At 41.3% G+C, this 18923-nt stretch carries 15 protein-coding genes and 1 other annotated feature; of the genes, 7 read left to right on the top strand and 8 right to left on the bottom strand.

What is annotated here, in order from left to right:
• Positions 1-92 precede the first annotated feature (92 nt).
• Positions 93-1646: a phosphoethanolamine transferase gene (locus tag ACTG7L_RS00470; protein WP_439287165.1), complete on the top strand. Its 1554-nt coding sequence runs from the start codon at positions 93-95 to the stop codon at positions 1644-1646.
• A 55-nt stretch (positions 1647-1701) separates the two neighbouring features.
• Here the strand turns inward: ACTG7L_RS00470 and tsf are convergent, their stop codons facing one another.
• The 8 genes from tsf to ACTG7L_RS00430 all read right to left on the bottom strand — a co-directional run bounded on the left by tsf (position 1702) and on the right by ACTG7L_RS00430 (position 12501).
• A complete protein-coding gene (gene tsf, locus ACTG7L_RS00465; RefSeq protein WP_439257084.1) occupies positions 1702-2568 on the bottom strand; it encodes a translation elongation factor Ts in 867 nt (288 codons plus the stop codon).
• 141 nt (positions 2569-2709) lie between these two features.
• The gene (rpsB, locus tag ACTG7L_RS00460) at positions 2710-3438 is read right to left on the bottom strand and encodes a 30S ribosomal protein S2 (protein WP_439243323.1); all 729 of its coding nucleotides are present in this window, start codon (positions 3436-3438) and stop codon (positions 2710-2712) included.
• 272 nt (positions 3439-3710) lie between these two features.
• On the bottom strand, positions 3711-5585 hold the full coding sequence (gene ppiD, locus ACTG7L_RS00455; protein ID WP_439287005.1) for a peptidylprolyl isomerase: 1875 nt from the start codon (positions 5583-5585) through the stop codon (positions 3711-3713).
• A 115-nt stretch (positions 5586-5700) separates the two neighbouring features.
• Entirely contained in the window at positions 5701-8121 is a 2421-nt protein-coding gene (gene lon, locus ACTG7L_RS00450; protein WP_439287004.1) for an endopeptidase La, read from the bottom strand.
• A 123-nt stretch (positions 8122-8244) separates the two neighbouring features.
• Entirely contained in the window at positions 8245-9486 is a 1242-nt protein-coding gene (clpX, locus tag ACTG7L_RS00445; RefSeq protein ID WP_439287002.1) for an ATP-dependent protease ATP-binding subunit ClpX, read from the bottom strand.
• Between the two features lie 22 nt (positions 9487-9508).
• Positions 9509-10090: an ATP-dependent Clp endopeptidase proteolytic subunit ClpP gene (gene clpP / locus ACTG7L_RS00440; RefSeq protein WP_439287000.1), complete on the bottom strand. Its 582-nt coding sequence runs from the start codon at positions 10088-10090 to the stop codon at positions 9509-9511.
• A 407-nt stretch (positions 10091-10497) separates the two neighbouring features.
• The gene (gene tig / locus ACTG7L_RS00435) at positions 10498-11793 is read right to left on the bottom strand and encodes a trigger factor (RefSeq protein ID WP_439286998.1); all 1296 of its coding nucleotides are present in this window, start codon (positions 11791-11793) and stop codon (positions 10498-10500) included.
• Positions 11794-11940: 147 nt separating this feature from the next.
• The gene (locus tag ACTG7L_RS00430; protein ID WP_439286996.1) at positions 11941-12501 is read right to left on the bottom strand and encodes a hypothetical protein; all 561 of its coding nucleotides are present in this window, start codon (positions 12499-12501) and stop codon (positions 11941-11943) included.
• A gap of 172 nt (positions 12502-12673) precedes the next feature.
• On the opposite strand from ACTG7L_RS00430, the gene ACTG7L_RS00425 reads away from it, so the two are divergent.
• From ACTG7L_RS00425 to rhuM, 6 genes are all read left to right on the top strand, one after another.
• Complete coding sequence (locus ACTG7L_RS00425; protein WP_439286994.1) at positions 12674-13930, top strand: aromatic amino acid transporter; 1257 nt, start codon at positions 12674-12676, stop codon at positions 13928-13930.
• Positions 13931-13935: 5 nt separating this feature from the next.
• The gene (locus ACTG7L_RS00420; protein ID WP_439286993.1) at positions 13936-14682 is read left to right on the top strand and encodes a class I SAM-dependent methyltransferase; all 747 of its coding nucleotides are present in this window, start codon (positions 13936-13938) and stop codon (positions 14680-14682) included.
• Complete coding sequence (locus ACTG7L_RS00415) at positions 14679-15368, top strand: NAD-dependent epimerase/dehydratase family protein (RefSeq protein WP_439286991.1); 690 nt, start codon at positions 14679-14681, stop codon at positions 15366-15368. The genes ACTG7L_RS00420 and ACTG7L_RS00415 overlap by 4 nt, the downstream gene beginning before the upstream one ends.
• A gap of 114 nt (positions 15369-15482) precedes the next feature.
• Positions 15483-15619 (top strand) — a sequence feature (His leader region).
• Between the two features lie 22 nt (positions 15620-15641).
• Entirely contained in the window at positions 15642-16541 is a 900-nt protein-coding gene (hisG, locus tag ACTG7L_RS00410; RefSeq protein WP_439286989.1) for an ATP phosphoribosyltransferase, read from the top strand.
• 14 nt (positions 16542-16555) lie between these two features.
• Positions 16556-17851, top strand: a complete 1296-nt coding sequence (hisD, locus tag ACTG7L_RS00405) for a histidinol dehydrogenase (RefSeq protein WP_439287164.1) — start codon at positions 16556-16558, stop codon at positions 17849-17851.
• 76 nt (positions 17852-17927) lie between these two features.
• A complete protein-coding gene (rhuM, locus tag ACTG7L_RS00400) occupies positions 17928-18917 on the top strand; it encodes a RhuM family protein (protein ID WP_439286987.1) in 990 nt (329 codons plus the stop codon).
• The last annotated feature ends 6 nt before the right edge of the window (positions 18918-18923 follow it).

Here is an 18923-nt window from a genome sequence, read left to right as displayed (position 1 = left end):
TAAAGCAACATGAGGCTTCAGGAAATAGGCATAGCAGATCTATTTAAAATTCGCTAAAATGTCGCCATGCTTTTTTTGTAAAAAGGGAATTTATTGTGTTATCTCCATCATTCAAACAAATAACTGCGGTGATTTTTGCGTTAGTTTGTCTGTTTTTTGCCAGTAAATTATTATTAATCGGTACGGGATTCTATCCGCAACCTAGCTTACGTGAAATTTTATTATTGGCTGGATTAGTCTTGCTATTCAATGCGTCCAAAAAGATTTTTTACTTCATTCTGTTTCCTATTATTATTTTGCACGCACTTTATGCACCGATTGGCATCACCTTTGGCCCACCCTCTTATCAATATATCGCCTCCGTATTTGCCACCGATATGGAAGAAAGCAAAGAATTTTTTGCCCAATTATCATGGCTTAACTATGCCTATCCGATTGTCATCATAGGATTATTTCTCCTATTTCGCTATTTCAGCCAACAGGGCAAGCTGTCTCTTTACAAAAATAAGGCCTTGCTTGCCGTACTTGCGGTGTTTTTCCTATGGGATCAGGCTCCGTTAAGATTTCTCACGGAAACCTATACCGCCAGCATGAAAGTGAAAAATGAACTCGCCCAATTAAATCGTTTTACGATAGAAAGCCAATGGGGGGAATCTCAGCTAACATCGTCTAAATATGATGATTATGTCTTGATTATCGGCGAAAGTGCCAGAAAAGACTATCATCACGCCTATGGTTATCCAGTGCAAAATACACCATTTATGTCTAGTGCAAATGGAGTGTTAATTGATGGTTTTACATCGGGTGGCACCAACACCATTGCATCACTGAAGTTAATGTTAACCCAACCCGATACCCAAAACTGGGAGGGAAATTATTCTTTAAATATGATCGACATGATCAAATCAGCCGGTATCAAAACCTATTGGCTTTCTAATCAAGGTTATTTTGGTGAATTTGACACCCCAATTTCTGCCATTGCCAATCGCAGTGATGAACGGATTTTCCTAAAATCTGGCAATAGCTTTCAATCTAAAAACAGCAGCGACTTTGATTTATTGCCAAAATTACAACAGGTATTAGCACAACCGCAAGTCGGCAAACGCTTTATTGTGTTGCATTTATATGGTTCGCATCCGATTAGTTGTGATCGCCTGACGGATTACCCAAAAATCATGGACGATAATCAAATTGAGAAAAAATACCTGAATGTCAACTGCTATATTTCTTCCATCAAGAAAACCGATGAAATGCTTAAACGAGTGTATGAACAGTTAATCCAAAATCAACAAAAAAATCACCGCACTTTTTCAATGATTTATTTTTCCGATCATGGTTTAGCCCATCAAATCACCCCAAATGAGATCAGCATTCATAATAGTGCGGGGAAAAGCAAACGACACTATGATATTCCGTTGTTTAAGATTTCCAGTGATGACAATCAACGCCATGAATATAAGGCGTTTAAATCAGGTTTGAATTTTACCAACGATATTGCAAATTGGATTGGAATAAGTAATCCACTGTTGGATCCAAAACAGGATTTATTTAGCCCACAACCCGATCCTGATGATTATGGATTAAAACAGATTATCGATAAGATTGAGGCGGAAGATGATCCTGCGATAGTGCTCCCCATGAAATAGCACAAACAAAAAAACAGGCTAAAAGCCTGTTTTTTTATGGTTCAGAAAAAACGAATTAAGCGTTTCCACCAGTGATTTTCGCTACTTCAGCCGCAAAATCTTCTTCTTTTTTCTCAATACCTTCGCCCACTTCAAAACGAATGAAGCCAGAAACAGAAGTTTTGTTTGCTTTTAAGAAATCACCCACAGATTGTGACGGATCCATAACAAATGGTTGACCAGTTAAAGACACTTCGCCAGTGAATTTTTTCATGCGGCCTTCAACCATTTTCTCAGCAATTTCACGTGGTTTGCCAGATTGCATTGCAATGTCAACTTGAATTTCACGTTCGTGAGCTACGACTGCAGCAGGAACATCTTCAGGGTTAACAAAGTCAGGACGGCTTGCTGCAACGTGCATTGCGACTTTTTTGAAGATATCTTCATCACAAGCACATTCTGCCCCACAGCCTGAAGCCACTAATACACCAATTTTCGCCCCGTGTAAGTAAGAGGCTTTTACGTTATCTAAGAATTGCACACGGCGAATTGTCATGTTTTCACCGATTTTTGCCACTAACGCTGCACGTTTTTCTTCAAAGTGTTTAGCTAAATCTTCGATTGAAATACCTTTGTTAGCCACGGCATAGTCAGCCACTTCATTAGCTAAACCTAAGAAACCTGCATCTTTTGCAACGAAGTCAGTTTCGCAGTTCATTTCCACTAACACACCGAAACCATTGGCAACACGTGCAATGATCACGCCTTCCGCAGCCACACGACCCGCTTTTTTAGCGGCTTTCGCTTGACCTGATTTACGCATGTTGTCGATGGCTAATTCGATATCACCATTCGCTTCAACCAATGCTTTTTTACATTCCATCATACCTGCACCAGTACGATCACGAAGTTCTTTTACTAATGATGCTGTAATTTCAGCCATTTTTATTGTCCTCTAATGATTCTTGAATGGAAAGACGATGTTCAAAAAAAGAGATTAAAAAACACCGCACTTTTGGGAATTTGTTAAAACAGGGAACTGTTGCCCCCTGTTTTTATAGGGCTTACGCCTTATTTATCCAGATTACTCTGCTGCTACTTCTTCAGCAAATTTTTCTTCAACCACAGTTTCTGCTTGACGACCTTCTTTGATCGCAGTGGCAGCCGCAGTTAAATATAATTGGATTGCACGTGTTGCATCATCATTACCTGGGATAATGAAATCAACGCCGTCTGGTGTTGCATTGGTATCGACGATAGCAAAAACAGGAATACCAAGGTTGTTGGCTTCTTTTACAGCAATATGTTCATAGTCTGCACCGATAACGAAAACCGCATCTGGAAGACCAGCCATATCTTTGATACCGCCAAGACTTAATTCCAATTTTTGCATTTCACGCGTACGATCTAATGCTTCTTTTTTGGTTAATTTATCAAATGTTCCGTCTTGAGATTGAGTTTCGAAATCTTTTAAACGTTTGATTGATTGACGAACTGTTTTCCAGTTAGTCAACATACCACCTAACCAACGGTGATTAACATAATATTGTTGACAGTCTAATGCTGCAGCTTGAACGGCTTCGCTTGCGGCACGTTTGGTGCCCACGAATAAGATTTTACCGTTGTTGCTTGCGATGCGTGTTAATTCAGCTAATGCTTCATTGAATAACGGAAGGGTTTTTTCAAGATTTACGATATGAACGCCGTTACGAGCACCGAAAATGAATGGTTTCATTTTTGGATTCCAGTAACGAGTTTGGTGACCGAAATGTACGCCTGCGTCAATCATTTCACGCATTGAAACTTGTGCCATAATATTTTTTCCTTTTAATTGGGGTTGAGCCTCCACATACCAAGTAAACCGACCGTTTGGCACCCCGATTTACTGTATAGGGTCTGTGTGTGTATTGTTAATAAAAAATAATGCTACTTTGTTTCCTACGGATTAGGGGAAAAATAGCGGTGCAATTTATACCATAAAGTGCGGTGGAAAACCAGTTAATTTTACAAAAATCGGCAAAATAAAAGCCTATTGTCGATAACACAACAATAGGCTCTGGGGATTATACTAAATGCGTGGCGAAGTTATTCATCACGTTGCTGTTTCATGAAATCTTCATTGATTTCAATTTTTGCTTTGGCACGCAAGGATTTGAGTAAATTCACCTGTACATCGGTGGCTTTATTACGTGCCACTTGCAGATCAAACTGACGACGCACGGCCTCCTCAACCTTGGCATTTTCAATGTTATCTAACGCCACAATCACCACATCTCCACTGTTAGTTTTGGCCGCTTGATAGGCTTTTTTCCCCTCCTCGGCTTTCATGGCAAAAATCACGTCATTTAAGGCGGGATCTTTATTTTCGGCATAAACCCAAGTTTCTTGCTCACCAAATTTCACATTATCTGGCAAGGTACCGTTCGCCGTTAAGGCTTTCACTGCATTTTCAGCTTGTGCTAACACAGCTTGTTCCGCTTTTTGGCGTGTTAAGAATGTGGTAATTTCTGCTTTGGCCTCGTCTAAGGTTTTGGTGCCTTGAGCTTTGTGGTCAAGTACACGAACCACGATAGAATGTTGATCGCCCACGTTCATCGGTTCAGAGTTCATGTTGCCTTGTGAAATTTCACCATCAAAAATCGCACTGATGACCACAGGGAAATTCAATGCTTTGGGTAAGGCATTACGTGGGAAATAATCGGTTTCTTGAATGTCTGCGCCAATCACTGCCGCAGCGGATTTCAACGAACCTTGATCTTCAAAGGCTTTTTCAGCCACTTTTTTCTCTAGGGTGTAGAATTGGGTGTTTAATAACTCTTGGCGTACTTGTGCGATCACTTTGTCTTTCACTTGTTCCAATGGCAACACCGTCGCAGCTTTGCGATCTTCGACTTTCACAATATGGTAATTGCCGTCTACTTTAATCGGTGTGCTGTATTTACCTACTTCTACAAGGGTAGCGGCATCTTCAAAATCTTTCGGTAAATCGCCATTATTTAGCCAACCTAAATCCCCGCCTTTTTCACCTGATAATTTATCGGTGGATTTTGCTTTTGCCAGTGCCGCAAAATCTTCCCCCTGTTGTAAAGCCTCATAGGCATCTAGTGCATCTTTTTCATTGGCAAATTGAATATGCGCCAAATGTTGTTGCGCTTGGGTACTGAATTGATCTTTATTGTCTTGATAATATTGTTGAATTTCCGTATCCGTCACGCTAACACTTTTTTCTATGGCGGCTTTGGTTAAATCCACATATTGCACTTTGACCAATTCTGGCACAATAAAGGCAGATTTATTCGCATTGTAATAATCTGCGACTTCTTGTTCTGTGACAGTTTGTTTCTTCAGTTCATCCGCTAAAGATAAGTGAGCTAAACGCACTTGACGTTGTTGGAAAAATAATTGGGCAAAGTCTGCTTGGGTTTTAGGTAATAAAAATTCGGTTTCTGCCAAGCCACTTTGTAATTGTTCTAAACGCAAGGCTTCACGCAAATATTGCGCATACATATCCGCATTCATACCGTTATTACGCAATACTTGCTGATAAGCGTCATTGCTGAATTTGCCGTCAATTTGGAACATCGGGGTTTTGACGATTTCGTGTTTAATCCGTTCATCGCTGACGGTTAAATTTAAATCGCTCACATATTGGCTTAATAATTGCTGATCAATTAAACGATTTAACACGTTAGTGCGTAATCCTTGGGTAAATTCTGGGGTATCGGCCACCGCAGCAAATTCGGCACCCAACTGATTACTCATGCGTTGATATTCATCATTATATTGCTGTTGGAACTGCTGTTGTGACACTTCTTCACCGTTCACTTTCACCGCAGAGGTGTCTGTGGTGGCCCCGAGATAGCCGTACATACCTGTAATAACGAATGAAATGGCGATCACCGCCATAATAGCCTTTGCCACACCGCTGTTTGATGCGTGGTGCATTTTTTCCATGAACATGGGCATTAATCCTATTGTTATCTAAAAATTTTATGAATTATAAACGAAACCGCTGTGAAAAAAAACTCCTAAAAAAACCGCACTTTTTCATAAAGTGCGGTTCAATAACGTAAAATTAATTCACCGTTGGCGCAATCTTGCTCGTTTTTCGGCTGCGTGGCACCTTGACAACATTGACCGGTGACAGTTTAACCATTTCCACGCCCTCTGGCGGATTTTGTAAGGCAATGGTTAACACCTCGTCAATGGTTTCCACCGCATGAATGGTTAAATTATTTTTGGCATTGTCTGGGATCTCTTCCAAATCTTTCACATTTTCTTTTGGAATAATCACGGTTTTAATCCCACCACGATGTGCGGCCAATAATTTTTCTTTGAGTCCACCAATCGGCAACACTTTACCACGCAAACTAATTTCTCCCGTCATGGCCACATCGGCACGTACTGGATTACCCGTTAAACAAGACACCAAAGCGGTACACATGGCAATCCCTGCACTTGGGCCATCTTTCGGGGTGGCGCCGTCGGGTACGTGAATATGAAGATCCCGTTTTTCATGGAAATCATTGGCAATGCCTAATTTTTCCGAACGTGAACGCACCACGGTCATGGCCGCTTGAATACTTTCTTTCATCACATCACCGAGCGAGCCAGTAAAGGTGAGTTTTCCTTTACCCAGAACGGAGGCGGTTTCAATGGTGAGTAAGTCACCACCCACTTCTGTCCATGCCAAACCTGTAACTTCGCCCACTCGATTTTGGGTATCGGCAAGACCGAAATCAAAGCGTTTTACACCAAGATAATCATGTAAATTATCGGCGTTCACCGTCAAGGATTTACGTTTTTTATCAAGCAATAAATGCTTCACGGCTTTACGGCAAATTTTAGAAATTTCACGCTCCAAGCTACGGACACCGGCCTCACGAGTGTAATAACGAATAATATCTAAAATCGCACTGTCTTCAATGACTAATTCGCCCGCTTTTAAGCCGTTGCGTTCCATTTGTTTTGCCATCAAATGACCCGTTGCAATATTCAGTTTTTCGTCTTCGGTATAACCAGACAGACGAATCACTTCCATACGGTCTAACAACGGCGCAGGAATATTCATGGAATTGGAGGTGGCCACAAACATCACATCCGACAAATCATAATCCACTTCTAAATAGTGATCGTTGAATTTGGTGTTTTGTTCTGGATCCAACACTTCCAACAAGGCCGAGGCGGGATCGCCTCGGTTATCCATGGCCATTTTGTCAATTTCATCTAACAAAAACAGCGGATTTTTGACGCCCACTTTGGCCATTTTTTGAATCAATTTCCCTGGTAATGAGCCGATATAGGTTTTGCGGTGGCCACGAATTTCCGCCTCATCACGCACGCCGCCCAAAGCCATACGCACATATTTACGCCCCGTGGCATTGGCAATAGATTGCCCGAGGGAGGTTTTTCCCACCCCTGGTGGTCCCACTAAACAAAGAATCGGGCCTTTTAATTTGTTCAAGCGAGTTTGTACCGCAAGATATTCTAAAATGCGCTCTTTCACTCGTTCCAACCCAAAATGATCCGCATCCAACACTTGCTGTGCTTTGGCTAAGTCTTTTTTTACTTTAGTGGTTTTGTGCCAAGGCACTTGCAACATCCAGTCAACATAAGCTCGAATTACCGTGGCTTCGGCAGACATCGGCGACATCATTTTGAGTTTTTTTAGCTCGGCCTCCACTTTTTCTTTGGCTTCTTTCGGCAGTTTGGCCTCGTCTAATTGTTTGGTCAGCAAATCAATTTCGCTATCATCTGCACTTTCATCATCTTTGCCCAATTCTTTACGAATGGCCTTGATTTGTTCGTTCAAATAATAATTGCGTTGCGTTTTTTCCATTTGCTCTTTGACTTTGCTGCGAATGCGTTTTTCCACTTGCATTAAGTCCGTTTCGCTTTCCATCGCACCGAGTAAATATTCCATCCGTGCTTGAATATTCGGCTGTTCCAACACCGCTTGTTTATGGCGTAAGGCAATCGGCAAATGCGCAGCCAAAGTATCAGCAAAACGATCAAATTCAGTGATGCTGCTTAAGGCGTTCACCATTTCTGGTTGGATTTTCTTGTTCTGTTTGGCAAATTGCTCGAACTCATTCAGCATCACATCACGCAACACTTGCATTTCTTTTTCCGCACCATAGCTCGTCGCCATCACATTAATGTTGGCAGAAAAATAGCCGTTATCTGTGATCTTATTAATGTTGGCACGCTGTTGCCCCTCCACCAACACTTTCACCGTACCATCAGGGAGTTTTAATAATTGAATAATATTGACCACGGTACCCACATCAAATAAATCTTCGATTTCGGGTTCTTCCACTTCTGGCACTTTTTGTGACACTAATAATAATTGCTTGTCGGTTTCCATCGCCAACTCAAGGCTGCGAATCGATTTCTCACGGCCAACAAATAATGGCATGACCATATAGGGAAAAATCACCACATCACGCAACGGGAGGGCGGGAATATTACGGGATTGATCTTGTTCTGCGTTCATCTTATTTCTCTTTTTCTCAAATTCAGTTGCATAACAGTTAATATAAGGTTAATCAAGGCGAAGTTCAAGGTGGATAAGCAAAAAGTGCGGTGGAATTCACCGCACTTTGTTGAGATAAAAACACTATTTATAAATTAATGTCGGTTTGGTATCGTCATTAATCACACTTTCATCCACCACAACTTTCTCCAGATTGTCTAAGGATGGCAAGTCATACATGGTATCCAATAACACGCCCTCGACAATCGAACGTAACCCCCGTGCGCCCGTTTTTCGGGCTAAGGCTTTTTTCGCCATGGCTTGCAAGGCCTCTTGGGTAAATTCTAACGCCACTTCTTCCAAACTAAATAAGGCTTGATATTGTTTTACTAAGGCATTTTTCGGCTCTGTTAAAATTTGAATTAAAGCGTCTTCGTCTAATTCGCTTAATGGCGCCACAATCGGCAAACGGCCGACAAATTCAGGGATCATACCGAATTTAATTAAATCTTCCGTTTCAATTTGTTGGAACAATTCGGATAAGCTTAATTCATCTTGCTCGCCTTTCACTTCTGCACCAAAGCCAATGCCACTGCCCACATGAACCCGTTTTTGCACAATTTTATCTAAACCGGCAAAGGCACCGCCACAAATAAACAGGATTTTTGAGGTATCCACTCGCAACATATCTTGTTGCGGATGTTTACGCCCACCCTGAGGTGGCACAGAGGCAACGGTTCCCTCTATCAGTTTTAACAAGGCCTGTTGCACGCCCTCACCAGACACATCACGGGTAATAGACGGGTTTTCTGATTTACGGGTAATTTTATCAATTTCATCAATATAAATAATGCCTTGCTCAGCTTTTTCGGTGTTGTAATCGCAATTTTGGAGCAATTTTTGGATGACATTTTCCACGTCCTCGCCCACATAACCGGCCTCAGTTAAGGTGGTGGCATCTGCCATGGCAAAAGGCACATTTAACATACGGGCCAAAGTTTGCGCCAACAGGGTTTTACCGCTCCCTGTTGGGCCGATTAATAACACATTACTTTTGGCCAATTCCACTTCATCGGTTTGATGATTGGAGCGTAACCGTTTGTAATGATTATATAATGCCACCGCTAACACTTTTTTGGCATAATCTTGGCCAATCACATAATCATCTAAATTAGCACGGATTTCGTGTGGGGTGGGTAATTTGGTTTCTTCTACGTTCTCCGCCTGTTGCGGTTCTTCCGCCGAGGTATTTTCTTCTTGCAATAAATTGTGGCAAAGTTCAATACAATCGCCACAAATATAGCCAGAAGTACCCGCAATTAATCTGCCGACTTCATCTTGTGCTTTACCACAAAAAGAACAGCAGTTTTCTTTTTCATTCGCCATGTTTACTTTCCAATTTCTCTTCTTAACGTTTCACTAAAACGCTATCTACGAGACCGTAATCTCTCGCTTGTTCTGCCGACATAAAATTATCACGGTCAGTATCTCGTTCAATTTTTTCTAAAGGTTGCCCCGTGTGAAAGGCTAAACGTTCATTTAAGGTATGTTTAATTTTCAAAATTTCTTGCGCATGAATTTGAATATCTGAGGCTTGCCCACGGAAACCGCCTAAGGGTTGATGGATCATCACCCGCGCATTGGGCAATACCGCACGCTTACCGGCGGTGCCACCTGCTAATAAAAAGGCGCCCATGGAACAAGCCTGTCCGATACATAAGGTACGCACGTCGGGCTTGATAAATTGCATGGTGTCATAAATCGCCATGCCTGCGGTGACGGAACCACCGGGGCTGTTAATATAAATGTTAATATCTTTATCTGGATTTTCGGATTCTAAAAATAATAATTGAGCCACAATCAAATTGGCCATATTGTCTTCTACTTCACCGCTTAAAAAAATCACACGTTCTTTTAATAAACGTGAATAAATATCGTAAGCACGCTCTCCTCTTGCACTTTGCTCTACGACCATAGGAATCACGGACATAAGGTTCTCCAACATATTTCAATATAATAATCTGTCTATTCTACCTGAAAAATGCCTTTAACTAAACCATTTAACAAGATAATAAAACAAAAAGTGCGGTCAATTTTTAGGGAATTTTAAAACTCGCCAGAAATTGACCGCACTTTAAACCCTCACCCCAACCCTCTCCCAAAGGGAGAGGGGGCTGATCGAGGGAAGAATTAAATTTGTAATTAACACAAAACTATCCCCTCTCCCTCTGGGAGAGGGCTAGGGTGAGGGTAAAATTAAATTCGTCATTAACACAAAACCATCCCCTCTCCCTCTGGGTGAGGGCTAGGGTGAAGGTAAAATTAAATTCGTCATTAACACAAAACCGTCCCCTCTCCCTCTGGGAGAGGGCTAGGGTGAGGGTATTGAGGGTAAAATTACGCTTTCGGATTCATGATCTCATCAAAAGAAGACACTTTTTCCGTCACTTGAGCTTTCGCTAACACAGCGTCTACCGCTTGCTCTTCTAACACCACATTACGCACGTTATTCATCAATTCATTGTTTTTGCTGTAATATTCAACCACTTCTGCGGGTTGTTCATAAGCAGAGGCAATATCCGCAATCATGGCTTTCACACGATCTTCGTCCGCTTTTAACTCGTTTTCTTTGATGACCGCAGAGAATAATAAGCCTACTTGTACACGGCGTTTCGCTTGTTCTTCAAACAATTCACGTGGTAATTGTGCCGCTTGTTGCTCGTTGCCACCGAAACGTTGTGCCGCTTGTTTGCGTAACACTTCAATTTCTTCATCTACCGCAGAGACTGGTACATCAATGGCATTTTCAGCAATTAAGCCGTCAATCACTTGTTGTTTCACTTTTGCAACTAAGGCATTTTTCAATTCACGTTGCATGTTTTTCTTAATTTCTGCACGTAAATCGGCGACGGTTTTGGTGTTTGGACCAAACTTCGCCACGAAATCATCCGTTAATTCTGGCAATACTTGAATTTCGACTTTTTTCAAGGTAATCGCAAATTTCGCTGCTTTGCCTTTTAAGTTTTCTGAATGGTATTCCGCAGGGAACGTCACATCAATATCAAATTGTTCGCCCGCTTTGTGACCGACGATACCCTCTTCAAAACCTGGGATCATACGACCTTGGCCCATGGCTAAAGCAAAATCAGTGGCTTTACCGCCCTCAAATTCTTCGCCGTCGACGGAACCTACGAAGTCAATGGTCACACGATCTTCCGCTTTGGCGGCATCTTTGCTTTCTGCCCAAGTGGCTTGTTGTTTACGTAATACGTTCACCATGTTATCTACATCAGCTTCGGTGATGTCAACAGTGGGTTTTTCAACCTTGATATTTTCTAAGCCTTTTAATGTCACTTCTGGGTACACTTCAAAAGTCGCCGTGAACACTAAATCTTGGCCATCTTCAAATTTTTCAATGGCAAAGGTTGGACGGCCGGCAAGGTTCACTTTTTCTTTGAACATTAAATCAAAGAAATGACGAGGTAATAAATCATTTAACACATCTTGACGAATAGAGGCACCAAAGCGTTTTTCTACGATTTGTGCTGGCACATGGCCTTTACGGAAACCGTCTACACGGACATTTTTGGCGGCACGTTTGGTTTCTTCACGTACTGCGTTTTTTACTGTTTCTGCTGGCACCGTGATACTGACACGACGTTCTAAACCTTGCGTTGTTTCAATAGTTGACATTGTTCTTTTCCTTTAAATATGAATGAATACTTAGCCGTTCGCTAAGGCGAATAAAAATAAACTGGCGAATTATAACGAAAACAAGTCGAGCAGTCGAGAAGAAATTTTATCATTGCTCGCTTTATACCCTAGCCACATCAATACACACTACGCTGCACAATCAGGATTTTGTTCATAGTGGCATTCGCCGTCATTATAGGGATCTAAACCATATTTCTGAAAAATGGGGATGATGTCATTAGCATGATATAATTCAAACGCCTCTGTCATACTCCCAGCTTCTATCCTTATTGTATGTTTATTAACGTGAACCAAATTAACCAACATAAGATGTTTAAAACCTAATAGAATAACAATATCATCACGATAGACTTTATCTTTAGTATCTGATACATAACTGAGATCAAATCGATACTCCCCCATATAACCATACTTTGTTTTTACGGATTCACACATCCAAATTGGAACCATTTCCCCTACCTCGTTAATTTGTTTTTTACAAACATAATGGAAATGGCCTGCCACTTTGAGCTTCGTTTCATTTTTGATCATGTCTTTATAAGGTTTCGCCACTTCGGCCGAGATAGCCGCATGTTCAGGATCATATTTAGGCTGCGGCAACTGATCGACATCTAATTCCGCATAGCCTTGTGATATCCCAATAAAAAGCGTCGTGATAAAAATAAATAGGTTTTTAATGTTAAACATTGATAAATTTCTTTAACTACAGGTTATGGATAAAATAAATGGGAGGATTATAACGAAATCTAGGGAAAGTCGTCTAGCATAAAATTTAACAACAAAGATTTCTCAGCCTATCTTGTTATTTCATCTTCGTACTATTATAATAGTGCAACTTTATTTTTGTAAGGATTTCCTCATGACAACACAAAAACAACCGTCCTTGTTAGGCGGTATAATGATTATCGCCGGTGGCACCATTGGTGCGGGCATGCTCGCCAACCCGATTTCCACTGCGGGTGTTTGGTTTACTGGCTCATTGCTGATTTTGCTTTATACTTGGTTTTGTATGACTTCATCAGGTTTAATGTTATTAGAAGCCAATTTACACTACCCGACTGGATCGAGTTTTAATACCATTGTCAAAGACTTACTCGGCAATGGTTGGAACGTCCTCAATGGCTTATCCCTTGCCTTTGTCATGTACATTTTAACCTATGCCTACATTACCTCAGGCGGTGGTATTACCGAAGGCTTTATTAATCAGCTGTTAAGCAACGAACAAAGTGCGGTGGAAATTGGACGAACTTCGGGATCGTTAATCTTTGCTGTGGTATTAGCTTTGTTCGTCTGGTTCTCCACCAAAGCCGTGGATCGCTTTAGTACGGTATTAATCGCCGGTATGGCGATTGCGTTCTTCCTGTCTGTCGCCAGTTTAATTTCCTCCGCCAAACCTGAAATTCTCTTAGACCAACTAGCCCCAGCAGATACCGCTTATTTACCTTACGCTATGGTGGCGTTGCCTGTGTGTTTAGTGTCCTTTGGCTTTCACCAAAATGTGCCTAGCCTCGTGAAATACTATGATCGCAACGCAGCTAAAGTGGTAAAATCCGTAGTGTTAGGCACCGCAACGGCGTTAGTGATTTATGTGTTGTGGCAATATGCGGTGCAAGGCAATTTACCTCGCAGTGAATTTGCCCCTGTGATCACAAAAGGTGGCGACATTGCGGCGTTACTCGATGCGTTACATCAATATATGCAAACCGATTACATTGCCCTCGCTCTGAGTTTCTTCGCTTATATGGCGATTGCCAGCTCTTTCTTAGGGGTGACGCTCGGTTTATTTGACTATATCGCTGACTTGTTTAAATTTGACGACAGCGGATTAGGGCGTGCCAAAACGGCATTAGTAGTGTTCCTACCGCCATTATTATTAAGCCTCCTATTCCCTTATGGCTTTGTGATCGCTATCGGTTATGCGGGTTTAGCCGCCACCGTATGGGCTGGGATTGTGCCAGCCTTATTAGCCAAAGCCAGCCGTGAGCGATTTGGTCAAAGTAAATATACCGCATTCGGTGGTAACTTTATGATTTACTTTATTTTCCTATTTGCGATTTTAAATATCGTGGCTAAACTCGGTAGCCAATTTGGCTGGATTGCGGATTTTAAAGGCTAACCTTTATGCAAACCTCCGTTTATGATAAAGAAAACTTTTTTGAGCTTTATCAAAAACTTCGTGCAAATCCAATCAGTTTAAACAACATTGTGGAAAAACCCACAATGTTGTCTTTATTGCCTGATTTAACAGGCAAAAAGCTGCTGGATCTCGGTTGTGGTACGGGCGAACATTTGGCGTTATATTTAGCTCGTAAAGCCGATTTTGTGGTTGGCATAGATCTGTCTTTGGCAATGTTACAACAGGCAGAAAAAAATCTTGCCGATTTTACACCGCACTTTTCCCTTTATCCATTAGCAATGGAACAATTAGATCAACTCAAAGAAACCGATTTTGATGTGATTACCAGTTCCTTTGCCTTTCATTACGTGCAAGATTTTCGCCAACTATTAAGCCAGATTTATGGCAAATTAAAGCCCAATGGTCGGCTTATTTTTTCCCAAGAACACCCTATCGTCACCGCTTACCAAGGCGGTGAACGCTGGGAGAAAAATGAACAAAAAGAACAGGTTGCCTATCGTTTAAATTATTATCGAGATGAAGGTGAGCGAGATCGAAGCTGGTTTCAACAACCCTTTAAAACCTATCATAGAACCACCGCAACCATTATCAATGGGCTTATTGAAACAGGCTTTCAAATTGAACAAATGGCAGAACCTATGTTAGCCAATCAAGCCGAATGGCAAGCAGAATTTAAGGATTTACAACACCGTCCTGTGTTATTGTTCATTAAGGCGAGAAAAATAGCATGATTGTAGGTCAAGGCATGATGGCAAAAGCATTTTCTGGCTATGCGGAAGATCCTAAGCATATTATTTTTGCCAGTGGTGTATCAAACTCACAAGAAAAAGACCGCACTTTATTTGCCAGAGAAAGCCAATTACTTGAACAAACGATTTTACACCATCCCGACAAAAAATTAGTTTATTTTAGCACTTGTAGTCTCTACGATCCGTCCCTACAAAATTCGCCTTATGTGCAACATAAACAGAATATGGAACAGCAAGTGCAACGATTAGCCCAGAAATACTTAATTGTGCGTTTACCACAAGTCGTGGGTAATGCCACTAGCCCAACTATCGTAAATTTCCTCTATCAAGCCATTATTCATCAGCAACCTTTTACCCTATGGCAACAAAGTTATCGGAATTTAATTGACATTGATGACGTGGTCACGATTTTAAACGAAATCCTAGCCAATCCTTTGTTTACCAATCAGATCATTAATGTTGCTACGGATAAGATGATCAATGTGCAAAATATTGCCATGATGTTAGAAAATATCACAAAAATCACCGCACTTTATCAATCTATTCCGAAAGGATCTTATTATTCCATTGATATTGCCTCTATTCGCCCCATTTTGGCGAAATTACACCTCAATTTTTCACAAGATTATGTTCAAAAAACCCTTGAAAAATATTATTCCCCCAAATAAAAGAAAAAATAAACAAAAAAACGCTTGCAAGATAAAGTAGATTTCAGTATTTTAAAAGGCAAGCAAAAATCCACTTTAGGAAAATACAATGAATTTCAACCGCACTTTTACGTTTCATCATCACCATCACCGAACCTAATCTTTCGGGCGGATGGTGCTACTCGGAAGATAAAACTTCCGAAGTGGCAAAATAAGTGTGGCGAATCAGCAATATAAACCTTTCGGAAGTCAACTTTCGAAAGGTTTTTTTATACGTTTAATAAGGAAATAACAATGTCAAATAGCAAAAGATTACGCATTGCATTACAAAAAAAAGGGCGTTTAAGCAAAGAATGTAACGAGTTGCTTAAACAATGTGGGGTAAAAATCAACTGGAACGAACAACGTTTAATTGCTTATTCGGAAAATATGCCGATTGATATTTTACGCGTGCGTGATGACGATATTCCGGGTTTAGTATTTGACGGCGTGGTGGATCTGGGTATTATCGGCGAAAATGTGTTGGAAGAAGAAGAACTGGGTCGTCAAAATGCAGGGGAAACGGTGGAATATAAAAAACTCCGCACCTTGGATTTTGGTGGCTGCCGTTTATCTATTGCAGTGGATCGTGACGAGCAATATAACGGCGTGCAGGATTTGCACAATAAACGTATTGCTACTTCGTACCCGAATTTGCTGAAACGTTATATGACTGCCAAAGGTGTATCCTATAAAAACTGTTTTTTAAATGGTTCAGTGGAAGTCGCCCCGACCGCTAATTTAGCCAATGCCATTTGTGATTTGGTGTCATCAGGGGCAACCTTGGAAGCCAATGGGTTAAAAGAAGTGGAAGTTATTTATAAATCAAAGGCTTGCCTAATTCAACGTGCCGAACCCTTATCTGATGAAAAACAAGCACTGGTGGAAAAATTATTAACCCGTATTCAAGGGGTGCAACAGGCGGCGGAAAGCAAATATATTATGTTGCACGCCCCGAAAAATAAATTGGAAGAAATCACCGCACTTTTACCCGGTGTGGAAAATCCGACCATTCTGCCATTGGCTCACGATAACAGCAAAGTCGCCATGCACATGGTGAGCCAAGAAAATCTGTTTTGGGAAACCATGGAACAGCTGAAAGAAATTGGTGCTAGCTCAGTGTTAGTGTTACCGATTGAAAAAATGTTGGCATAGGGAGAAACATCATGATGCAAACCTTAATTTGGAAAAATTTATCCGAAAATGAGAAAAAACAGGCTCTCACTCGTCCAGCGATTAGTTCTTCTGCCAATATCCAACAGGCGGTCAATGAAATTCGTGAAAATGTGTTACAAAACGGCGACAAGGCACTATTTGAACTTAGCGAAAAATTTGATAAGGTGAAATTGGACAGCTTAACGGTATCCAAATCGCAAATTGAGCAAGCCGCTGCTCGCTTGCCTGATGAACTCAAACAAGCCATTCAAAACGCCAAAGCCAATATTGAACGCTTTCACCAAGCCCAAATTCCACAACCCGTGGATATTGAAACGCAAGCGGGGGTGCGTTGTCAGGTAGTAACACGCCCGATTAATCGGGTGGGGCTATATATTCCAGGGGGATCTGCTCCGTTATTTTCCACCGTGTTAATGCTGGCTATTCCTGCTAAAATCGCAGGCTGTAAAAAAATCGTGCTGTGTTCGCCACCGCCGATTGCCGATGCGATTTTATATGCGGCGGATCTTTGCGGAGTGGAAACGATTTATGCAGTAGGTGGCGCACAAGCCATTGTGGCCATGGCATTTGGCACGGAAACAGTCGCCAAAGTGGATAAAATTTTCGGACCAGGTAACAGTTTTGTTACTGAAGCCAAATGCCAAGTAAGCCAAACTGTCAACGGTGCGGCGATCGATATGCAGGCTGGCCCCTCGGAAGTGTTGGTGTTAGCCGATGAAAATGCCGATCCTGAATTTGTGGCAAGCGATTTACTTTCTCAGGCAGAACATGGTGCGGACAGTCAAGTAATTTTAGTCACCAACAGCGAAACGCTGGCAGAATACACCGCACTTGCTATCGAGCGTCAATTAAATCAATTACCAAGAGCCGACACCGCCCGCAAAGCGTTAAGCCATAGTCGCACCTTTATTGCGGAAAACATTACTCAATCCATTGAAATTAGTAATGATTATGCTCCCGAGCATTTAGTGGTGCAAGTGGAAAATGCCCGTGATTTATTGCCACAATTAGATAATGCAGGATCGATTTTCTTAGGTGCTTATTCCCCCGAAAGCATGGGCGATTATGCCAGTGGCACTAACCACGTTTTACCAACCTATGGCTATACCAAAACCACATCAAGTTTGGGGCTGGCAGATTTTAGCAAACGTATGACTGTACAAGAACTCAGCCCGCAAGGCTTTAAAGATCTCGCTTATACAGTAGAACTCATGGCACAGGCGGAACAGTTGGAAGCTCATAAACAGGCGGTGAGTATAAGGTTGGCAAAATTGAAAAAACAAAAATAAATTTTTCATATACAGTATTTTTCAGTTTATTTATATGATATAAATACAGTATCTGTAAATTTAACAAGGAAAAATTATGCAAAACCCGATTGAAATATACCAAACCAAAGACGGACAAACTCAAGTTGAAGTGAGATTTGAGCAAGATACGGTGTGGCTTACATTACAACAAATGGCAGATATTTTTAAAAGAGATAAATCTGTCATATCTCGCCATTTACGCAATATTTATGCAGATGGTGAACTTGTTCAAGAATTAACCGTTGCAAAAAATGCAACAGTTCAAATAGAGGGAGAAAGAACTATAACACGTCAAATTGATTACTATAATCTTGATGTGATCATCTCTGTTGGATACCGAGTAAATTCTAAAGCAGGAACACAATTTCGTATTTGGGCAACCCAACGCCTAAAAGACTACCTCGTCAAAGGCTATGCCATTAATCAAAAACGCTTACAGCAAAATGCGAATGAGCTAGAACAAGCCATTGCACTAATTCAGAAAACCGCTCAGTCGAGTGAATTGACCTTAGAAAGTGGGCGTGGATTAGTGGATATTGTCAGCCGTTATGCACAAACGTTTTTATGGTTGCAACAATATGACGAGGGTTTGCTGATTGAACCCAAAACCCAACAAGGTGGCACGTTGCCTACGCTTGAACAAGCTCGTTTAGGTTTGGCAGAATTTAAGCAACAACTTATGGCTCGAGGCGAGGCATCGGATTTATTCGGTCGTGAGCGTGAAGACGGTTTATCTGCTATTTTAGGCAACTTGGAACAAACCGTTTTCGGCGAACCCGCTTATCCGAGTATTGAAGCCAAAGCGGCACATTTGCTGTATTTTATTGTAAAAAATCATCCATTTTCAGACGGTAACAAACGCAGTGGGGCATTTTTATTTGTGGATTTTTTACATCGTAACGGACGTTTATATGATGAACTGGGACAACCCGTGATCAATCAAACTGGATTAGCCGCCTTGACCTTGTTAGTGGCAGAATCTGATCCGAAACAAAAAGAAACGTTAATCCGCTTAATTATGCACATGCTGAAAAAAGAAAATTAAACAGGA

This window comes from Lonepinella sp. BR2357 (genome assembly GCF_051851525.1).
Taxonomy (GTDB): domain Bacteria; phylum Pseudomonadota; class Gammaproteobacteria; order Enterobacterales; family Pasteurellaceae; genus Lonepinella.
Note: the sequence above shows the minus strand (reverse complement) of the source record. Positions and strands in the feature narration are given on the sequence as shown.